Source organism: uncultured Draconibacterium sp., assembly GCF_913060805.1.
In the GTDB taxonomy this organism is placed as follows: domain Bacteria; phylum Bacteroidota; class Bacteroidia; order Bacteroidales; family Prolixibacteraceae; genus Draconibacterium.
This window is the reverse complement of record NZ_CAJXTC010000006.1, coordinates 138,681-158,413: the sequence shown is the minus strand read 5'-3', so window position 1 is coordinate 158,413 and position 19,733 is coordinate 138,681. Positions and strand designations below refer to the sequence as shown.

The window sequence follows — 19,733 nt, the reverse complement described above, 5'->3', positions numbered from 1 at the left end:
TTTTTACACTTACATTTTAAAGCTTACAACACTTCGCTTTAAATCACGACGGTATTTATTTCACTTCCTGCCAGGCATTTTGTTTGGGATAGTCTCATTACTATTAACGCTGATACTTTCGCCCGAGCAACGCATATTCTACGTTAAACACATCCTCATCGACACAAACCTTAAAGGAATAAACTTTAGCACTTTACCCGGAATAAAAGGTTGGGTTTTTCTCTTGAGCCGGATTGTTTTTGTTATCCAGACTATAGTTTACCTGATCCTGGCTATTCGTTTGGCCAATCAACATAACAAAACCATTAATCACTATTTTTCGAACACCGAAGGAAAAACAATGAACTGGGTAAGAGACGTGAGCATAATTGCATTTGTGGTATCGATTGCTGCCATTGTTTTTGCACTGATGGGCAGAAGTTATTTTATCCATCACAACCTTTCGCTTCTTGGTCCTTCTGTATTTTTCACCACCATATTTTTTCTGGTTGGTTACAAAGGAAATATGCAGCGCCAGATTTTTGAACCACTGTACGAACAGGAGGAAAATAATACGAATGCAGAAAGTGAGGAGTCCGCTGAAAATGATTTAAAATCACGCCTTTTAAAACTATTCGAACAAGACAAAATATACCAGGTAAACGACCTTAGGATAAGTACTATTTGCGAATCGCTGCTTACTAACCGCACCTACATTTCGAAACTGATAAACGACGAATTTGAAATGAATTTTAATGAATTTGTAAATAAGTACCGGGTTGAAGAAGCCAAACAACTTTTGCTTTCGCGGGAAAACAACAAATTCACGATGGAGTATATTGCCCAGCAAGCCGGTTTTGGTTCGGTTGCATCATTTTCGCGGGTATTTAAAGAAATTGAAGGCACTACTCCGGGTAAGTACCGCGAAAAACACAGCCACAAAATGGATTAAAATTTTCCGAATTTTACCTAAAGTTATTCATATCGTAAGGCTTCAACAGGATTTCGACTGGCTGCCCTGTACGATTGAAAACTAACCGTAAACAACGCAATTCCCAGCGCCAAAACTCCGGCCACCACAAAAATCCACCAGCTTAAAGTGGTTTTGTAAGCAAAGTTTTCGAGCCATTTATCCATGGCAAACCACGCCGCCGGACAAGCAATTACAAACGCAAGCGCTACCCATTTTATGTAATCTTTATTCAGCAGCGTAAGAATTTCTGAAACGCGCGCACCATTAACTTTTCGTACACCAATTTCTTTGGTACGGTTTTGCGTAATAATCAGCGCCAGGCCAAACAATCCCATCGAACAAATAAACAAGGCAATAAGCGTGAAAACCGATAGCAAACGCGCCTGCAACAACTCGGCTTTGTACACGCGTTTATACATGGCATTAACATGCTCGTACTGAAACGGATATTCAGGAAACAGTTCGCCCCACACCTTTTTCATATCGGCCAGCGCTTCCTCTTTCATTCCGGGTTTAAACGACACCACAAAGTTTAAAAGCCACAATTTATCGCGTTTAAAAAGTACCAGCGGCTCTACCTGTTTCCGTAAACTTGATAAATGAAAATCTTCAACCACGCCAATAATCTTGCCTTTCGGAATGGTAATTCCCGATCCCGGAGTGGAAAAAATCAACTTAAAGTCTTTGCCAATAATTTCATCCGGATTGGAATAATGCAAGCGTTCCATCGCCGCTTTATTGATGATGTATTCGCCCAAACCTTCGTTGTCTTTATTGTTTTCAGTAAAATTATTTCCGGCCAAAAACTGCAGGTTGAATATTGACGCAAATGAATAATCGCAGGGGAAAACACCGATGCTCTCAAAATTCTGTTCCGGATTTTCCGATTCGTAACCTTCCATTTCAAACGGAAACATATCGTTTGCCTCGCCACCCGGCGGTTCCAACATCGCCGAAACCGACTCGATACTGTTGTATTGCAGCAACTCCTCTTTCAGCACGCCAAACTTTTGCTGAATGCTGGCATGAACCGATTCAAAACAAAGCACATTGTCTTGCTCCACGCCCATACTGTGTTTTAGCGCATAATTGGTTTGCCGCGAAATAACAATTACGGTAATAATTAAAGCAATGGAAAAAGCATACTGAAAGACAATCAGAACACGGCTCACACCATTTCGATGAACCGCCACGGCTGAGCTCCTGTTTCCACCCAACCGAATGGAGGAGAATACAGATTTCAGAACCGGAAGCATTCCAAAAACCAGCGATAGTAAACTGAATGCCAATACTAACAGAACGATTGTAGTAGAATTGCCGGCCAGCAAATTCAGCTTATAAAAACGAATGACACCGGTATTAACCGGCACCGATAGTAAAACGGTAAACAACAAGGCTGCCCCAAGAATACAAATCCCCTCGAAAAAGAAATACTTGACCACCGCACTTTTCGACGAGCCGAGCAGCTTATTTATAAACAGGTATTTTGCGCTGAAACCGCTCATGCCGATATTCAGATTAGCGTAATTACTAATTGAAATAAGCAGCAAAATAAAAGCTGCAATGGCCAGCACATAAACGTTTCGGATGTTGCTGTTTTCCTCTATCTCGCGGAGTTTGTGCGAGTTTAAATGAATATCGGAAATCCGTTGCAAATGCACCTCGGTATCCATTTCCTCCGGATTAGCTTCGCGATTGTTTTTCAGGTAATCGGAAATTCCTACTGTAACATTCTCAACCGTAGTATTTTCGTTTAAAACGAGGTAAGTCCATGCCCAACCGTACGCAAACTGATTAGCCAGCGGAGTAGCCACAAAATCGGGATGAAAGTGACTGTTTGCCGGAAAGTCTTCCATTACACCTGCAATGGTAAAATCCTGGTCCTCGCCGTAATACTGGCCGGATGGTAAAGTAAGCACCTCGCCCACCGGATTCCTTTCTCCAAACACCTTTTGAGCAAAGCTTTGAGTAACAACCATCGATGCCGGATTTTCAAGCACCGTTTCTTTATTGCCAATCAACATTTTTGCATCAAAAACATTGAAAAAAGTGCTGTCGCATTCAAAAGCCTGCGCAATTTTGTAATACCGCTCATCGTATTTCATTAAACCGCCACGCACCGGACGCAAGCGGACAAACTCCTCCACCTCCGGCAGCGCATCACTCATTTCGTGAATGTACCCGGGATTGATAACACGGGCAAAATGTTTCCCACTGAAAAAATCGGGATCGGTAGTTGTATAGCGATAGATTTGAGCTGATTTCTGATGAAACGAATCGTAAGTCAACTCATTTTTCAAAAACAGCGCGATGAAAATTATCCCCGTCAACGCCAAACCCAGCCCAATTATTTTTACCAGGTTTAAAAACGGATGCTTTTGCAGGTTTCTTAATACGACTTTCAGGACCATTTGTTGCTTGATTAAGTTGTCATTTCGAGTGAAGCATAAACGAGAAATCTGTAACCGGAAATCAGCTTAGTAACAGATTTCTCTCTGCGTTCGAAATGACATAGTTGTTAATTTTTCCTATTCGTCTTCTTTCAAATAACCATCTTTTAAACGAACTATACGGTTTCCGTATTTTGCATTTTCTTCAGAGTGCGTTACCTGAATAATCGTCATTCCTTCATCGTTTAGTTTTTTCAGTAATTCCATAATCATTTGTCCCTGCTCGCTGTGCAGGTTTCCGGTAGGCTCGTCGGCCAGTAAAAGTTTCGGACTTCCTACAATGGCACGGGCAATAGCTACCAATTGTTGCTGACCACCCGACAACTGACTTGGGAACAGATCTTTTTTTGCCACAATGTTAAAACGATCAAGCATTTCGGCAACCATGGCTTTGCGCTCTTTGCCTTTTACCCCACGATAAACCAACGGCGTTTCGATGTTTTCGTACACATTCATTTCTTCAATCAGGTGAAAAGCCTGAAAGATAAAACCGATGTGACTTCGGTGGTACTGCACCTTTTGTTTTTCTTTTAACTGATTAGCCGGCTGATCGAGGAACAAATATTCGCCTTCGTTAGGTTCGTCCAGAAAGCCAATAATATTCAGCAAGGTTGATTTACCGGCACCACTAGGCCCCATAATTGAAACAAATTCGCCTTGGTCAATATCAAGGTTTACTCCTTTTAATACAAAAGTTCGTTGAAACTTTGCGTCGTAGTATTTGTCAATGTTTTTTAGTTGTATCATTTTACAAGCTTTGAGCAGAGAGCAACGAGCTTCGAGCTCTCCTTTTATTCATATTTATATTTGTCTTCTTTTCACCCCTAAATCCCCTAAAGGGGACTTTGGATCTGTATTTCAATTAAATTTTCCCTATTCTGTCAATAGCTTTTGCTGGTTCTTCCGCCAGCTGGCGGAGAGTTAGAGGGTGCAAAAGCGAACACATTATTCATACTTTAAACTATCCACCGCACTCGAATGTGCTGTTTTTAGTGTTTGATAACTCACTGTTAAAGAAGCGATCAACACCAGCACCACAATTGGCAAAGCAAAAAACCACCAATTCATATCGGTTCTGAATGCGTACGACTTCAGCCATTCATTCATTATAAAAAAGGCCAGCGGAATGGCTAATACTGCCGAGTACAAGGTTAGATAGATAAACTCGCTGGAAAGACTGTAAAACAAGCTTGGTGTTGATGCTCCCAAAGCTTTCCGAACACCCATTTCCTTTTTGCGGATTAATCCGGCAAACAATGCCAGTGCCCATAAACCCAAACAGGCGATAAAAATGGCCATCAAAGCAAACAACCCAAAGATGGTAGCAAACTTTCTGTCGAGCGAATACTGCGCTTCGTAAAACTGATCGGAAAAGAAATAATCGAAAGTTGAATCGGGGAAAAACTGATTCCAGATTTCGTTTACTTTTCCCGAAGCCGAAGCAACATCAACGCCCGATATTTTCATAGATAAATATTTTGGTGGCAGCCACCCGATACTGTTGTACATGATCATCATAATCGGTGTATAAGCTTTATTGAGCGATTGCTGGTGGTAATTTTCAACCACGCCAATTACCTGGTACGGTTCTTCCACTGTTTCAATTAAAACCTTCTGGTCAATGGCATCGGCATTGTTCGCAAAGCCCAGTTGTTTCACCGTTTCTTCATTCAGAATAACCTTTCTAATATCGTTGGTAAATGTTTTGTCAAAACCTCTTCCTTCCAGAATATTCATCCCGTAAGTGTCGATAAAATCGTAGTCAACCGTTTGCATTTCGTACAGTCGATTCTGTTTTGCTGCATCTTCAAACAAACGATTCGATGCAAAAAAGGCCACTTCCATTCCCGGCACCGCGTTTGAAATTGCCACATTTCTTACATCGGGCAGATCTTTTAACTGGCGTTTGAAACTCATTACTTTCTCCATTAGATTTGGAGTTTGTGCCGGAAATTTCACGACCAGAGTTTTATCAATATTTATCCCAAGCGGTTGATTCTGCATGTATTTGAGCTGCGCATAAACGATCAGGGTTCCGCAAATTAAAACCAGCGACGCCACAAACTGAAAAACCACCAAACCTTTTCGTACCATGCCTGCACGTTGCGAATTCAGGTATTTTCCTTTCAGAATAATTGCAGGTTTTACATTCGAAAGAACAAGCGACGGATACAATCCGGAAAGTATGATGCCCGTTAAAAGAAACAGGGTGATCAACACCCAAAAGCGCGGCATGTACAAAATTGAAAAGCCAATGTTTTTGCCGATAAACGAATTAAACGAAGGAATTAGCAAAATAAACAATCCGATTGAAACGGCCAGCGCAACCACATTTACCAGGGTTGATTCAATTAAAAACTGAATGATCAGTTGCTTTTTCTGCGCGCCCGACACCTTTCGTACTCCCACTTCGCGGGCACGTTCAAGCGAACGCGAGGTGGTAAGATTGATGTAATTAATCCAGGCGATAAGAAGAATAGCCAGCGCGATGAGAATCAAAGCTTTTACGGCCTTCGCGTTTCCTTTGGCTTCGCGTTCGTATTGTTTTTGCGGCGTTAGATGAATAGCTGCCAGTGGTTGTAATTCAATGGCCCAGGTTTTATTTTTTAGCGCATCTTCGGTTTTATACTTTTCTGACATGGCCGGAAAAGCCTTCTCGATACTTGCGGGCGAAATTCCGGGTTCCAGCTGCACATACGAGTAAGTTTCGTGCAGGTACCAGAAGTTTTTAATCCAGTCGGGTTGCGTATCCCATGACACAAAATAATCGAAATTAAAGTGGCTGTTCGCCGGAATATCTTCCAGCACACCAGTCACTTCGCATTCATAAGCCTGGTTCAGCGTTCTGAACTTTAGAATTTTACCCAACGCATTTTCATCCTTAAAAAACTTATGCGCTGCCAGCTGCGAGATCACGACTTTATTCGGACTGCTAAGCGCTGTTGACGCATCCCCGTCAACCAAATTAAACGAGAAAATGGAAAAGAAGGAAGGTTCGGTAACAACAACCGTATTTTCGCGCGATTTTTCCTCTTCGTAACTTACCATTTGCTCGGTACTGTTAATGGCAATTCGCACGTAATCCTGAATGCCGGGAATATTTTCTTTCATGGCACTTGCGTAACCAAACGACGCTGTTGCCCAGTCGTCGGTAAGTGTTTCACCTTCGTAGAATTTACTTTCCACACGATAAATACGATCCGCATTTTTATGCATCGAATCGTAACTGCGCTCGAAACTTACATAGTTAAAAATGAGCAGAGCCACTACCATTCCAATTACTAAACCGGTAATATTTATAAAAGTGAAAAGCTTGTTTTTCAACAAGCTGCGAAGTGCTACTTTCAGGTAATTTCTAAACATATTTTTTATTTCTTGTCAATCATTGTCTGAATCCAGATAATCAAAATTTATCGATTTTCAGGATAATATTCTTTGCATCCATATTTCCACCCCTAAATCCCCTAAAGGGGACTTTCCCTTATCTTCGAAAAGTATATTTTCCATTAAATATTTCTTTATTTTCATTTCAAAATTTCAATACTTCTTGGCCCATAAGCCCCTTTAGAGGTTTGGGGTATAACAAAAACTTATTCGTATCTGAGCGCCTCAACCGGATTTAACAACGACGCTTTTAATGCCTGGTATCCACTCGATAGTAGAGTTACAACAACGGAAATTCCTAACACAAGCAGCAGATCAAAAACGGTAAACTGGTATTTAAAATGCCCGGGTGTTACGTTCTCCAGGAAATTGGCCAATGGATAAACAATAATATTTGCCGCCACAACCAGAATAATAAACTGCCGCGTGATGAGTGGCAATATTTGTGCAGCCTGCGCTCCCTGAACTTTGCGAATTCCAATTTCTTTTACACGACGCTGAGAGGCAAAAACCACCAAGCCAAATAATCCCATTGCAGCAATCAGTACCGCCATTATTGTAAAAAATGCAAATGTATTTTTCGCGCTGGTCCAAATTTCAAGTGCCACACGGTAAGTTCCCACATCGTAACCATTTACTTCAAAAAGTATGTTCGGAAAAGCCTCGTTCAAAACCGAGTTAATATGCGCAAGACTGCTTGATGTTGTATTCGGATTCACTTTAAAAGTGAGGTCGTTATTGCTCGCAAAACCTTCATTCCGATACAACAATACATACGGAATTATCGGATTATGTACGTCGTCGTTATTAAAATCTTTTATCACTCCGATTACCGAAAAGTGACCACCATTCATTTCCAACCACTTCCCTACAGGTTCTTGCCAGCCAAACTGTTTTGCCGCGGTTTCGTTGATCAGGCATGTTTTGGTTTCAGCAGAATAATCAGTTGAAAAGTTGCGTCCTTCTGCCAAAGTCATGCTCATGGTATTCAGGTAATTTTCGTCGGCCTGGTTCCAGCGTGCATACGCGTGATCGTCGGTCGGGCCTCCCTCGTATTGAACCCGCGATCCCCAACTCGAATGCAGCGGCGAATTAATCGATATTGTCATGTTCTCGATTCCGGGATTTTCAAGAATCCGCTCCCTCACCCGCTGATACGAAACCGTGGTATTAACACTCGGCAACTTACAATACAACAGGTTATCTTTTGTGTAGCCAAGGTCTTTGTTTTTCAGGAATGTAACCTGTTTGTACATCCAGATACTGGACGTTAACAGCACAACCGAAAGTATAAACTGAAGGTAAACCATGGCGGTTAATCCACGCACTTTGCCTTTGTTGAAAGAACCTCGACCTTTTAAAACATTTACCGGCTTTAAACGCGAGATGAATAAGGCGGGATAACTTCCGCCAATAAACCCGGTTACTACTACGGTAGCCAGCAAAAACAGCACAAACAAAGGATTTTGCAATAACTGCAGGTCGATATTTCGGTTTACAACGGTATTAAACAAGGGCAGTAAAAGATAAGCCAAAAACACCGCAAATGCCAGCGAAATTAGTGCTATCAAAACTGCTTCTGTAAGAAACTGCACCCGTAAAATATTTCGGTTGCTTCCCGACACTTTTCGAATACCAATTTCAACAGCGCGCATGGTTGAAAACGATGTAGTAAGATTCATAAAACTTACGCAAGCCAGCAAGAGAGTTAAAATTCCGATAAAAGAAAAGAAGTAAATCACTGAGCCCCGATCGTCTTGGACATATTCTTTCAAATGCAAATTGCTTAATGGTTGCAGATATGCGATCCGTTTCGATTCTTTATCGTATCGCATAATCACATCCTCAATTTTATCATTTACAGTGCCGGCCGAAACACCGGGTTTAAGTAAGACAAAGATTTCGAATGAACTATTGTACCAGTTATCATTGTATCTTTTTACAAGGTCGGCATTCGATCGAAAATAGGTGGCTGCAAGTGATGACTGTTCAGAAATATCCTGCATAATCCCCGTTACACGAAGCTCCTGTTTTTCTTCATCCAGAATAATTTTTCCCATCGCATCCTGCCCGGGAAAATATCGTTCGGCCATCGTTTCACTCAATACGATAGAATTGGGATCGTCGAGTACATCCGCCTTATTTCCCCGAATCAACTTAAACGAGAAAAAATCAAAAATTTCAGAAGGTACAATTAGTCCTGTTTGTTCCTTAAAAACACGCTCCTCATCGGGCGATAAATACTCGTTCCATATTTCGTTGGTAGCGATTGCATTCTCAACCTCAGGGACATTATCGCGGATGAATTTTGCCATCGGAATAACGGTTTGCCCACTTTCATCCAATCTATCGGTTATTTTGTAGGATTGAACACGATAAATCCGGTCGAAATTTACGTTGAACTTATCGTAGTCTTTTTCATATTGAACATAGCGGGCAACCAAAATAAAAGCTGCCAGCCCCACCGAAAGGCACAAAATCTGGATAGCAGAAAGTGTTTTCCTTCTTCTGATATTTCGCCAGGCTATTAATATAAAATGTTTAATCATGTCTTTCAATTTATTCGTAACGTAATGATTCAACGGGGTTTCGCGTAGCGGAACGCCAACTGTGCCAGGTTACGGTTATCAAAGCAATTACCAGTGCCAGCACTCCGGCCAGTGCAAAAATCCACCAACTCATGCTGGTTTTGTAGGCAAAGTTCTCGAGCCATTTACTCATGGCATAAAAAGCAAGTGGAGTTGCTATTACAAATGCAATAAGCACCCATTTTACAAAACTCTGGTTTAGTAATCCCAGTATTTCCGAAACCGTTGCACCATTCACTTTTCGGATACCGATTTCTTTGGTTCGCTGCTGCGAAATAAATAAGGCCAATGCACTGATTCCAATAATGCTTATGAATATTCCAATGGTTGAAAACGCAAAAAGGATACGGCTCAAAATGGTTTCGGCTTTGTATTGCTGAGCAATTTTTTCATCAATAAAAAAGTAGTCGAGTTCCTGGTTGGGGTAATACTCATTCCAGGTGTTTTTAATGGCTTCCATGCCGGCGTGCAGGTTGTTAATTCGCACGTGGGTAAAACGTGCCCGGTTCCCTCCTTCATCCAGCCAAAAAGCAAAATCGCCAATACTTTCGTGCGCCGAACTGTAATTAAAATCTTCCGCAACACCAATGTAATTTATGCGAGTTTCTCCCGGTTCCAACGGCTGTGCATTTGAATAAGCCAAGAGATTTTCCATACTGCCGTGTCGCTCCATCAGTCGTTGGTACAAGTGATTGTTAATTACCATTCCCCGCACGGTATCGGCATCCGGTTTTATCCAATTATGTACGAGTTTAATATTCATGGTTTTGAGGTAGTCGTAGTTGGCAAAAACGAATTCAGCTGTGCCATCAAGCCCCAGTCCTTCGAGCCCAAAACCCTGTGCCGGATAACCGAAATGTTGTTGCGTAAAACCTACCGATTCTATCGCGCTTTGTTTTTCCAATTCACGGGCAAAAACTGCCGGATCTTTTGAAAAATCTTTTACTCGTATAACTACCACATTTTCTTTATCGAATCCGAGAGGTTTATTTAACACAAAACTGATCTGTTTATTTACCAAAAAAGTTCCTGAAATGAGGATAATCACAATTGTTACCTGCACCACCAGCAAGGACTTCAGCACATAACTGCCCGAAAAATTATTGCGCCCCGACAGAATATCGATGGCAGAACTGCGTGCCAGTAAAAATGCTGCTACAAAAACGGCAGTGAGCAAAAGACAGGTAAACAAAACGCCAGTTATGGTGAGGTATACAACCGGCTCTGAAAAATAAATATCGAATTCAATCTCGAATAAACGGTTAATCATTGGCTTTAAACTTTCAATGGCCAGCAACGAAATACCAATGGCCATAACACAAACTAAAAACACTTCCATTAGCACTTGTTTAACCAACTGTGATTTGGTTGCTCCTATCGATTTTTTCAGGCCCAATTCTTTTGAGCGTTTAATCAACTTGGCAATGGATAGATTGGTAAAGTTCAGCAACGAAATCGTTAGAATGACGAATGAAATAAGGATAAACAAACCAATATTTATCTTGCTTGAACTTTCGCGCAACTCAAAACGGTAATCCGATTTTAAGTGGATATCGTCCATGGGGAACAAGGCGAAACCATATTCCTGCGGACCGGGTGTTGTTTTCAGGTTGCTGTTATCGTAAAAAGCGGCCACTTTTTCGGCTACCAGTTGGGGATCTGCATCTTTCTGTAGTTTGAAATAGTTGTATGTCCACTGTATTTTTCGGTCGGGTAACGATACAAAACGTTCCTGCAGAGCTCCTTTTTGAGAGATCAGCAATTCGTACCGGAAGTGGGTTTTCGGATGGGTATTTTTCACCACTCCGCGAATCTCGTAATCACCCAAATCCCGTGTATATTGCAATGCTTCAATTTTTATGGTCTGCCCAACAGGATTTAGGTTGCCGTAGTATTTACGGGCAAAATCTTCAGTAACAAAAACAGTATTCGGTTTTGAGATCTCAGATAAATTTCCAACCAGCGGTTCCACCTCAAACAGCTGCATAAAAGCCTCATCCACCGACATAATATCTTTTTGCGAAATGGAGGTTTCGCCCATTTTAATGGTTCCTTCTTCGCAATGTGTAAACTGGGTAGCTAACTCCACTTCAGGAATTTCTTCAGACGCCGTATAAACAATTCCCATACTGCGCGCCCATGCTGCATTTTCGAGCCCTCCGGGAATCGAAGTTACGCGGTAAATATTTTCGTGGTCGGTAAAATGCTTATCGAAACTTTTTTCGTTTGAAACGTGAATGAACAAAACCAGGAAAGACGAAATACCGATCGCCAATCCAAATATGTTGATCAGCGAGAAAGCCTTGTCTTTAAACAGGCGGCGTATCGTAATTTTTAGGTTATACATTTACTGGTATTTAAGTGTCGGCATTTTACCGGCAATTTTGTTTGTTAGCTTATTAACCAACTCCGTGCCTAAACTACTACCTATTGTATTCCAAACACTTAGCAAAATTAAGATTTTTACTGTGTAAATTTTTTTTACAAAAACTGTATAATTTCTTACCACTTCAAATCCCGATTAGAAAACCGGAATAGTTGTAGTATTCAGATCATTACTACCCGAATCATCTTTTGCAATACATAAATTAGATTAATTTTATATCCGCAAAATCAATTTCAATTAAAATCTTTACGATGAAAACTTTAACCGCTACCATCCTTTTATTTTCAGTGCTGATATTGTCAGCTTTCGGGCAAGAGACCACTTTGCAGGATTCGCAATGGAAAAACAAAAAGGTAGCTTTCCTTGGAGATTCGATGACGCAAAAATGGGAGAGAGACAATACGCCACGCACAGTTTACTGGGAATACCTGACCAAAATGATGGGAATTGAACCTTATGTGTATGGAATTAGCGGACATCAATGGACAGGCATTTACGGGCAGGCACTGAAACTGAAAGAAGAACATGGAACAGATGTGGATGCCATCCTGATTTTTGCGGGCACCAACGATTACAACCACAACACTCCGATGGGCAGTTTTTACACCGAAACAGCCAAGGCGACTAATTATATCGGGACAATGGTTACCCGAAAATACCGGACACTGAATGAAGATGACGTTACTTTTTGTGGCCGGATTAACAAAGTAATGGCCTTTTTAAAAGCCAATTATCCCGATCAGCAAATTATTGTAATGACGCCGATTCATAGAGGTTTTTCAACCTTTAGCGAAACCAATGTTCAGCCCGAAGAAAGTTATTCCAACGACCTTGGTTTTTACATCGATGATTATGTAACAACTTTAAAACAAGCGGCTTCAGTTTGGGCCGTTCCACTGATCGACTTGTATTCGATCAGCGGACTTTATCCCATGGAAGATTCGCATGTAAAGTATTTTATGGACGACAAAACCGACCGTTTACATCCCAATTCATTCGGGAATTACCGCCTGGCAAAAACAATTCAGTACCAGTTAATGAGTCTGCCGTCAACGTTTGTTGAGTAAATGCTAATCCTCGTAAGTGATGTTAACATTCCCGCCTGAAGCGTGGGCATAAACCGGAATTCCACCACCGTTCATTTTACCTTTTACGCGGTCTTTTTCCGAAGTACCGTTAAAGTTATGCAATTCGATATTTACTCTGCCTGAACGTAAATCAAGATCTAGACCCATCTTTTCGCCATCGTGAATAACTGCAGAAACTCCGCCACCGCTGGATTGCAGGTTTAACTCTTCAGTTAAATTACTAATATTAACCTTCACCGAGCCGCCACTCGATTTGGCTTTAACCACACCAGCTTCACCTTGCACATAAACTCCGCCACCACTGCTACTTGCATCCACGTCGCCGTTAATTTCTTCGAGTTTCACACTGCCACCCGAGCTGCGCGCATACACACTTCCTTTGGCTTTTTCGAGCGTTACACCACCGCCGCTCGACGTCAGTTTAATATCGCCCTTGTGTTTGTATACATGAACACCGCCGCCCGATGAGCTGGCTTTTGTGTTGCCGCTTGTATTCTCCAGCTTAACTCCACCGCCGCTACTTGAAAAATCGTGTGTTCCTTTCACTCCCGAAATTTTCAGGCCGCCACCGCTTGACGACACATCGCACGACATTTCTTCGGGAACGATGATGGTTAATGCTATCCCCACATTATTTCTCCAGAAGTTCATTTGTCCTCTGCGTTTAACCACTGCCGTAATTGTAGATCCGCTTTTTGAGAAATCGATATCGAAGTCGTCTAAAACTTCATCCAGCGATTTGTCGTTTGGAGCTAATACACTTCCGTTTTTTCGAACAAAGGCCTGTATAATAACTTTGGGCTGATCATGTGTTTGCACGGTCACGCCGCCACCCGACGATGAAGCATTAAGCTGCCCCGGCTGGTTTAAATCGAAGGTTTTTGTGATTGTCGGTTCGCCGTCTTTTGCAAATCCATTCAACGAGAATGCAACGATCAACAGCACAATTATCGTATAAATTTTGTGGTTCTTTTGAGTTTTCATAACGAGTTTGATTTAATTGTTTTAATCTGATTATTAGTTATAAGACGACAAACTTTTCGAATAGTTACTATTATTTTCAAATCGATCTTACAATAATTATTTAGTCGGGCTGTAAGCCCAAATTATTCTAACCCAACGGCAAAGCGAATGCGACGCCTTGGGAGAATAACACCCGTTCTTTTTCTTTCCGACGCCCTGCAAGGGCAGCTTACTAAGCTGGGCTTTCAGCCCGATAACCTTTTTTCTTCATCTACCCAAGGCGATGTCTTGTGCTTAATTTAGCTGTCCTTTCAGGACGAAAAATCAGACTTGGATTATTCCATTTTATTTGTTCGTACCACAGAGCTTCAATCGGGATTTCGTCACTCATACCGTAAGGCTTCGACAGGATTAACTCGTGATGCTCGGTATGAGTGAAACAAAACGGTAGTTAAAACCACAAGCGTTGCCAAAATAAAAGTTATCGCAAATACCCACCAGGCAATGTTGGTTTTAAAGGCAAATTCGCCTAACCACCTGTTCATTATTACAAGTGTGACAGGAACTGAAAGAACTGTAGCGATAACTACCATAATAAAATTCTCTCTCACGAATGAAAAAGCAATCCCCTTTTCTGAACCTCCAAAAACTCTTTTTATTCCGATTTCTTTGGTTTGCGATTTCATGATAAAAAGTGTAACTCCAAACAGGCCAATTGCTGCAATAAACAGCGTAAACAAAGCAAAAAACGAAATGATAGTATTCAGGTCTTTCTCTGCCGTATAAAGTTCTCTATTAAACTCACTAATAGTTTTGTAGTTGAATAGTTCGTCTTTGGCAACTTTTTCCCATTCCTTTTTCAGCAGAGGTAACAAAGTGCCAAGTGTTCCGGCTTCGTAGCGAATTTCAACCTGCTCTACATAATTATCAAATATGGCCAAAAACAGAGGCGGAATTTCTTCATGAATAGAGTGTACATTAAAATCTTTGACAACGCCAATTATTCTTCCTCCTCCCACATGTTGACCAAAAGGATCGGTAGCAAAACCAATAGGGTTAGTAATTCCAAGCTCTTTAACAGCAGTTTCATTTATATAAAATGCTACCTCGTTATCATTCGTTGGATTCCACGAAAAGTCTTCCCCTTCAAGAAGTGTTAGGCCCATCGTCTTAATAAAGCCTTTATTCACCGGAAGCATTTGACCACTCACTTTTTTCGATTTATCCTGAAGATGCTGAAAATATGTAGGCATCCCTCCTTGCACGGGGAGTGCAAATAAAGAACCTCCGACCATTTTTACATCAGGATAAGCCTTAATGTTGTTTATAAAAGTTTCTGTTCTTGAAGGATTTATTCCAACATTGACAAACAACATATTCTTGTTGTTATAGCCGGGATCTCTATCAAGTGCAAACTTGTATTGCGAATGAATAATTAATGTGCTTGATACAAAAATGCAGAATATAACGAGTTGAACCACAATTAAAGCCGAACGAATTCTGGTTTTCCGTTTCCCTGTTTGTACTGGATTCTTTAAAATGCTGATTACATTTAATTTCGCCAGAAACGAAGAAGTGTAGAGTCCTGATACGAAACCGATTAGCAAAGTAAGAAATACATAAACCAAAATATAGAATACAATATTTGATTTAATTATCAGCAATTTGGTCTGAAATAACTCTTCTGCATAAGGCTTGCCTACCCAAGCTAGCACCATCGCAATAGGAAACACTAATAACGCGAGTATCATCGACTCGTTTAGTAATTGTCTTCGAATGGATTGAGAACTGGCTCCATTTGTTTTTCTAATTCCAATTTCTTGCGCCCTGCCTGATGATACAGCTGTTGAAAGAATGATATAATTAAAGGCAGCTACAATAATTATAAGTATTGCAATAGCTGAGAAAATGCGGATATTTTTCAAATTTCCCCGAATTCTATTCCAATCATCTATATGTTGCGAATGCAAATAAACATCAGATAAATTCTGAATCGAATAATTGCAATTGTCGTTCTCACCATATGCTTTCTTCTCTACAGCCCTAAACTGCGCATCCAACGATACAATATCTGGTTTTTCATTAAGCAACAACCAGGTTTCCCAATCCCATCCGGCCCAGTCTGTTTCTGCATTTTCACCTTCTCGTCTTTCGTTAAGGTAATCTATCCCCCAGGCAGAACTTACAAAACATTCAGCCTTAAAAGTTGAATTAACGGGAATGTCATCGAAAACTCCTTTTACAATAAAAACCGCTTCTTTCTCTTTAATTCTTACTGTTATCTCTTTTCCAATGGGATTAACATCGGGAAATAACTTTTGCGATTGTTTTTTAGAAAGAACGATTGAGTTACGCTCTTCTAAAATGTTTTCTTGTTGCCCCACAAGTTTAAAATCAAATATTTTAAATATTTCAGAGTCAGCAGAAACTGCATCTTTAATAGCAACAAATTCTTGATTCAATTTAATCTCAATTTCCCCAAAATGGATAGCAGATGCTACCTCTTGAACATGCGAAAACTCTTCTCTCATGGTTTGTCCAAGCACATAGGGAGCTTGAGCACTGGTTCTTTTAAAAGTATCCCAATAATTTACCACCCGGTAAATTTGTTTACGATTTTTAAAGTAAGTGTTGTAGCTCAACTCGTTAATTACATACAACAAAATAATAAACGAAGCGGCAAGTGCGAGTGAAAGCCCCATAATGTTGATTCCGGCAAAAAGTTTGTTTCGCTTTAAAAACCGAAGAGCTGTGGTTAAGTAGTTTTTTAACATGGTTAATTAAGTTTTGTTAAGTGCCAGCGGTACGATGTTATGGTAGCAAAGAAAATGCAGCATTGGCAAAAGTCCCATAGGGACGGTGTTATCGCTTCCTCATTCGTAAAATTCGAACAAATATGCATCTTCATATTTTATTTCATTCCTTCTCAACAACGTTAGATATTCATCTTTAAATGAACCTTTCCGATGATGTTCTTCTTGTTTCATGATGTATTGAATAACTCTGTTCCGTTGAGAACGAGAATAGGAAAACGCTCCATAGCCAGCCTGCCATTCAAACTTACCGGCAACAAATCCTTTTTCATTTATCCATTTCGATGATTTGGCTTTTGCATTCTTCAAAACATCGGAAACAGAAATTGTTGGGTGTAATTCAAAAAATATGTGAATGTGATCTTTGTAACCACCTACCGCCAGCGAATAATTTTTGGTTTCCTTTAATGTTCCTGCCATGTATCGGAACAATTCATCCCGCCATTTTTCTGAAATAAAATTACCTCTCCCTTTTACCGAAAACACGGCATGTATATTCATTTGGGTATAGGTATTTGCCATTGTTATTTATTTTTATTCGTAATTGTTATTCTAACCAAAACATCATCGCTATGCGATTTCTTCGATGAGATAAATCTCATTTCTACCATAATATCGTCGCTACGCGACTTCTATTCGTACCGAAGTGCTTCTACAGGATTTCTCGTAGCAGCTCGCCAGCTTTGCCAGCTCACGGTTAACAATGCAATTCCCAAAGCCAGCACTCCGGCCAATGCAAATATCCACCAGCTGAGATTGGTTTTATAGGCGAAGTTTTCGAGCCATTTATTCATGGCGTAGTACGCAACGGGTGTTGCAATTACAAATGCAATTGCTACCCATTTTATAAAGTCTTTATTCAGCATCGAAAGGATTTCCGAAACTTTGGCACCGTTTACTTTTCGGATACCTATTTCTTTGGTTTTTATTTGAGTAATAAACAGACTAACTCCTACTAAACCAAGTACGAGTATAACAAGCGTAACAACCGAGAACAACATTAATAAATTTTTTAGCGTCGTTTCTTTTTCATACCAATTTTCAAAATTGTAACTCAGTGTACCGTATCCGAAATAAGACTCCTTACCCAATCGTTTTAAAAAACGATTTACTTCGATTCGAAAGTCTTCTATCTGCCCCTTCTTTACACGAACAATAACAGATGGAGAATGGCTAAAACCGAATCCAATTACCATAGGAGTAACCGACTCATAAAACGGCAAATTCTTAACATCTTTAACTATTCCTGTTATCCTGCCTTTACAAGTTCCGTTGTGTTCAATTGTTACTATTTCCCCCAAAGGATCTTTCAATCCCGACTTCCTGACAAATTCTTCGTTTACCAGGATTTCGATTATTCCCCTTTTTCTCGAATAGTTGTAGTAATCAGCAATTAAAGGAAAGTCGTCTCCATTAATATTTGTTCCTGCAAGAAGTTCAATATCATATGTTTCAATATAGTTTTGATCTCCAAAAACAGTCTGAGAACCTACTGTATTCAGGGTTTCATCAATTGTTACATCGTTCAAATAGGGCGTTGGCTGAAAAAGCGTGTGCCCAACAGAAAAGTTTTCTACACATGCAAGCTTTCTACATTCTTCTACAAATAGGTCACTATCATGACCATTATTTATGTTTACAGTTATGGTATTTTCAGTATCAAAACCCAAATCCTGATCATGAATAAACTGTACCTGCCTATAACAAACAAACAAAGCTGTAAGAAGCACGATGAACACAAATAACTGGGAAGGAGCAAGATATTTGAACAATGCCTGCTGATTCTTAAATTTTATCAACTCAGGTTGGGCTTTTTTTCGATATGTTAAACCAATATATTGTATCCATCCACTAAAAACTCCCAACAGAATCAATCCGAAGAAAAATATACCCAGAATATTGAGATCCGATTTTGAAAAAAGTGAATAATGATATTCAGAAGAATAAGCCACTATTTTTTGTGCAAGCGGTATTAAAAAAAGTGCCAGAAAAAAGACAATAATGACATAAAAAACAGATTCTGAAATATATTTTTTCCTCAACCAACCGGAGTTTGCCCCCAGAATCTGATTGATCTGATTTTGTTTTTGATTTTTTATTCCCAGTCCAATGTTCAGGATAATGTAATTGGCGAAAATTATGACCAGCAGTAAAATACTTATTCCTGTTAATATCCACAGCAGTTTAAAATCTCCCTTAGGAAGGTTATCCTCAACATCTGTTGAATGTAAATATATGGAACTCAATTTCTGTAAACTCAATCGGTTTACATCAACCGGAGCTTTCCTGGTTCTGAACTCGTTTTCTTTGCTGAAATAGGTTGCAGCTAATTCTTTTGATAGTTCCGTGATATTCCTTTTCCCCGGGATATACAAAAAGAGCTGCGGAGACGAAGTAAAGTAATCGTCGGCATATTTTCTTTTTATAACACCAATATCGGTGACTATTTTAGGCTGAAGCGTTGACTCTTCGGGGTAATTTTTTAAAACACCAACAATAGTGAGTAATTGCTTCTCTTCTATTCCCGGCACTTCAATCTCAATGTTCCTACCTAAAACATTGGTGGTATTAAAATATCGTTTAGCAGTTTCTGAATCGATTAATGCCGTATTTGGATTACTAAATAACTGATGATAGTCGCCACTTTTTAGTTTGAAATCGAAGATTTGAAAAAATGAGGAATCAACAAAGCTCACTTTTTGATTTTTAAAATGATTCTCTTCAATATGCACTAAATAATACGCTCCCTCAATGTATTGTGTATAACGCTCTATTTCGCTGTAATTATTTTTTAATAAGTCGCCCATGGGAAAAGACGTGGATGACATCTTTGTAGGAGCATTTACCCTACTTATTAAAACCCGATATATATTTTTGTGTTTAGAATGAAATGTATCGGAATTAAACTCTTTTACTACAAAAAGAAAAATAAACATGACAGCTGTTATTCCAATAGAAAAACTGGTAATATTTATAAAAAACAACCGAGGTTTGTTCTTTATATTTCGGAGAAATAAACGAAGAAAAAGTAGCATATTTTATCTTTCAATATATTAAACTTACTAATTTCCTTGATCCACTTTGTATTACTCATACCGTAATGCTTCGA

Annotated in this window: 11 protein-coding genes; 2 read left to right on the top strand and 9 right to left on the bottom strand. The window is 39.9% G+C overall.

Annotation, left to right across the window (positions count from 1 at the left end):
* The first annotated feature begins 79 nt into the window (after nt 1-79).
* Entirely contained in the window at nt 80-931 is an 852-nt protein-coding gene (locus tag QZ576_RS05430; RefSeq protein ID WP_297094860.1) for an AraC family transcriptional regulator, read from the top strand.
* A 23-nt stretch (nt 932-954) separates the two neighbouring features.
* Here QZ576_RS05430 and QZ576_RS05425 read toward each other — a convergent pair whose 3' ends face one another.
* The 5 genes from QZ576_RS05425 to QZ576_RS05405 form a co-directional block, all read right to left on the bottom strand.
* Nucleotides 955-3,363, bottom strand: a complete 2,409-nt coding sequence (locus tag QZ576_RS05425; protein WP_297094858.1) for an ABC transporter permease — start codon at nt 3,361-3,363, stop codon at nt 955-957.
* A gap of 117 nt (nt 3,364-3,480) precedes the next feature.
* Nucleotides 3,481-4,149, bottom strand: a complete 669-nt coding sequence (locus QZ576_RS05420) for an ABC transporter ATP-binding protein (protein WP_297094856.1) — start codon at nt 4,147-4,149, stop codon at nt 3,481-3,483.
* Nucleotides 4,150-4,347: 198 nt separating this feature from the next.
* A complete protein-coding gene (locus QZ576_RS05415; protein WP_297094854.1) occupies nt 4,348-6,765 on the bottom strand; it encodes an ABC transporter permease in 2,418 nt (805 codons plus the stop codon).
* A gap of 227 nt (nt 6,766-6,992) precedes the next feature.
* Nucleotides 6,993-9,335 (bottom strand): ABC transporter permease, encoded by a 2,343-nt coding sequence (locus QZ576_RS05410; protein ID WP_297094853.1) that lies wholly within the window; start codon nt 9,333-9,335, stop codon nt 6,993-6,995.
* Nucleotides 9,336-9,345: 10 nt separating this feature from the next.
* Nucleotides 9,346-11,721, bottom strand: a complete 2,376-nt coding sequence (locus QZ576_RS05405) for an ABC transporter permease (protein ID WP_297094851.1) — start codon at nt 11,719-11,721, stop codon at nt 9,346-9,348.
* A 290-nt stretch (nt 11,722-12,011) separates the two neighbouring features.
* Between QZ576_RS05405 and QZ576_RS05400 the strand changes: the two genes are divergently transcribed.
* Nucleotides 12,012-12,827, top strand: a complete 816-nt coding sequence (locus tag QZ576_RS05400) for an SGNH/GDSL hydrolase family protein (protein ID WP_297094849.1) — start codon at nt 12,012-12,014, stop codon at nt 12,825-12,827.
* A 3-nt stretch (nt 12,828-12,830) separates the two neighbouring features.
* On the opposite strand, the gene QZ576_RS05395 is transcribed toward QZ576_RS05400, so the two are convergent.
* The 4 genes from QZ576_RS05395 to QZ576_RS05380 form a co-directional block, all read right to left on the bottom strand.
* Complete coding sequence (locus QZ576_RS05395; RefSeq protein ID WP_297094847.1) at nt 12,831-13,832, bottom strand: DUF4097 family beta strand repeat-containing protein; 1,002 nt, start codon at nt 13,830-13,832, stop codon at nt 12,831-12,833.
* 362 nt (nt 13,833-14,194) lie between these two features.
* Nucleotides 14,195-16,585 carry an ABC transporter permease gene (locus QZ576_RS05390; protein ID WP_297094844.1) on the bottom strand — a complete coding sequence of 797 codons (2,391 nt, stop codon included), beginning with the start codon at nt 16,583-16,585 and terminating at the stop codon, nt 14,195-14,197.
* 99 nt (nt 16,586-16,684) lie between these two features.
* A complete protein-coding gene (gene tnpA, locus QZ576_RS05385; protein WP_297094842.1) occupies nt 16,685-17,146 on the bottom strand; it encodes an IS200/IS605 family transposase in 462 nt (153 codons plus the stop codon).
* A gap of 110 nt (nt 17,147-17,256) precedes the next feature.
* A complete protein-coding gene (locus QZ576_RS05380) occupies nt 17,257-19,659 on the bottom strand; it encodes an ABC transporter permease (RefSeq protein WP_297094840.1) in 2,403 nt (800 codons plus the stop codon).
* Nucleotides 19,660-19,733 lie beyond the last annotated feature (74 nt).